This window comes from Flexivirga caeni, assembly GCF_003724155.1.
Classification (GTDB): Bacteria; Actinomycetota; Actinomycetes; order Actinomycetales; family Dermatophilaceae; genus Flexivirga; species Flexivirga caeni.
Map to the genome: position 1 here is coordinate 1 of NZ_RJJQ01000043.1, position 1,945 is coordinate 1,945.

Consider the following 1,945-nt stretch of genomic DNA (forward strand, 5'->3'; position numbering starts at 1 on the left):
GAACTACTCATCAAAAATCAGGTTCCTCAACTCGCCCTGCAGGGGTCAACTTTGCTAACGGGCACTGGACTCAACTCACCTTGACACGCAGGGCGTTCGCGCTCCACGTAATAGGCAGTCCGCCCATCCACGCCAGCCGAACGGGCGCCCTTGTTACCCCGCACTCGAGCCCACGCCACCACCAGAAACGCGGGATCGACTACGAGGTTGAACAGATCATCAAACCGCCGGTGAGGATCACCGGCAGCCCACTCTTGCTGCGTCAGAGATCGCTAACCAGGGACCGGTTTTAATTCTCCTCGTCCTTGCTGGTTGGATTCGCAACCAGAGCAAGGAGAGAACTGATGGTCAGTAGGGATGCTACGAGCGGTACCGCGACTGGTGGGCCGAGGCGGGGTAAGCGTAAGAAGCTCGCGCCGTCGCAGAAGTATGAGATCTACACCTCAACCCTGACATCCTCGGCGACGCAGCGGGAGCTGGCCGAGCAGTACGGGGTGGACCGGACCACGATCCGGGCGATCTGCGCCACGGCGAAGCAGGGTGCCCTGGACGCGTTGGCGGCGGCCGTGCCCGGCCGGCGGGGCAAGTCCGCCGAGCAGGCCGAGCTGGACGAGGCGCGCGCGGAGATTGACCGGTTGAAGGCCACGATTTGTGAGCAGGCCGTGGTGCTGCACCTCGAACGGGGAAAAGACAGTTGGGACTGAACGCCGGCCTGGTCCCACCACGTGTCGATGGGCCGGTGAAGGTGGGGCTGCTGGAGCTGGTCGAGCACGCCACCGGGCAGGGGTTCTCGGCCCGGTGGGCGTGCCGGCAGCTCGGTGTCGACCACGCCCGGGTGATCGCCTGGGCGGCCAAACAGGCTGCCGGATCACAGTTGGTCGACCAGACCCCGGGCCCACCAGCCGGGGAGGCACTGCACGCATTGCTGGACTGGGAGAAGGACGCGATCGTGCAACTGGCCAAGGACTGGGGCCAGGTCGACCTGTCGCACCGCAAGCTCGCGCACCGCGGTTCCCGCCTCGAACAGGTCTATGTGAGTGAATCGACCGTGTTACGAGTCCTGTTCGAGGCCGGCATGCGGCTGCCCGGGCTTCCCGCGCCGACGCAGCGGCGGGGTAAGACGCCGTGGCCGGACTGGGTCGAGCTGGTGCCTGGGCAGATCTACATCTACGACTTCACGCACTTTCGGGGCTTGCCGACCTGGTGCGCGATCGCGGTCGTGGACGTGGTCTCCCGGTACTGGCTGGCGACCGTGTTCTCCCCCGAGGAGACATGGGTGCAAGTGCAGACCGCGTTCATCGCCGCCCTGGAAGCCGACGGCAAGGCCTGGTTGCTGGAGGACACCGAGTTCGCCGAGCAGCTGGCTACCGGAGACCTACCCGACAACGACGACCGTGTCCCGGCGCTGCTGGCCGTGTCCGATAACGGCCCGCAGATGCGCTCGTCCAACACCGCCCAGTTCATGGCGATCGCCCGGATCGCGCAACACTTCGGCCGGCCCGGCACGCCGAACGACCAAGCGTGGATCGAGTCGTTCTTCGGCCACCTCAAAGGCGAGAACCCGCACCTGGACACCATCACCGACCCAGCCGTCATGCGCGCCGAGCTCGACGCCAGAAGGGAGCACTACAACACCGTCCGGTTACACGAGGGCATCGGCTACGTCACCCCCGACGACGAACACCACGGCCGCGGCGAGCAGATCCGCAAGGCCCACCAAGACGGCCTGGCCGCTGCCCGAGAACACCGGATTGCCACCCGCCGCCAAACACGGCAAACTACGAGCACCCCAACCAGCCCGGATACGGACATTTAAAAACCCGAACTGGTTAGTTATCTCAGATACGCCGCGCACTGGTGCAGCTTGGTTTGCATCCTCAGTACCTGGAACTCGGCGTACTCCAACTCCGGCCACACGACCCCATCGGCGTCGGCTTCATCCCTG

The 1,945-nt window shown here is 65.2% G+C and carries 2 protein-coding genes; both read left to right on the forward strand.

What is annotated here, in order from left to right; translation table 11 throughout:
• Positions 1-344 precede the first annotated feature (344 nt).
• On the forward strand, positions 345-704 hold the full coding sequence (locus tag EFY87_RS19880; protein WP_123273222.1) for a helix-turn-helix domain-containing protein: 360 nt from the start codon (positions 345-347) through the stop codon (positions 702-704).
• Positions 695-1,816, forward strand: a complete 1,122-nt coding sequence (locus tag EFY87_RS19885) for an integrase core domain-containing protein (RefSeq protein ID WP_123273223.1) — start codon at positions 695-697, stop codon at positions 1,814-1,816. Before EFY87_RS19880 ends, EFY87_RS19885 begins: the two co-directional genes overlap by 10 nt.
• The last annotated feature ends 129 nt before the right edge of the window (positions 1,817-1,945 follow it).

Bases quoted from the DNA above. Each gene is read 5' to 3' on its own strand.
- EFY87_RS19880 (WP_123273222.1), top strand. From the start codon at position 345: ATGGTCAGTAGGGATGCTACGAGCGGTACCGCGACTGGTGGGCCGAGG.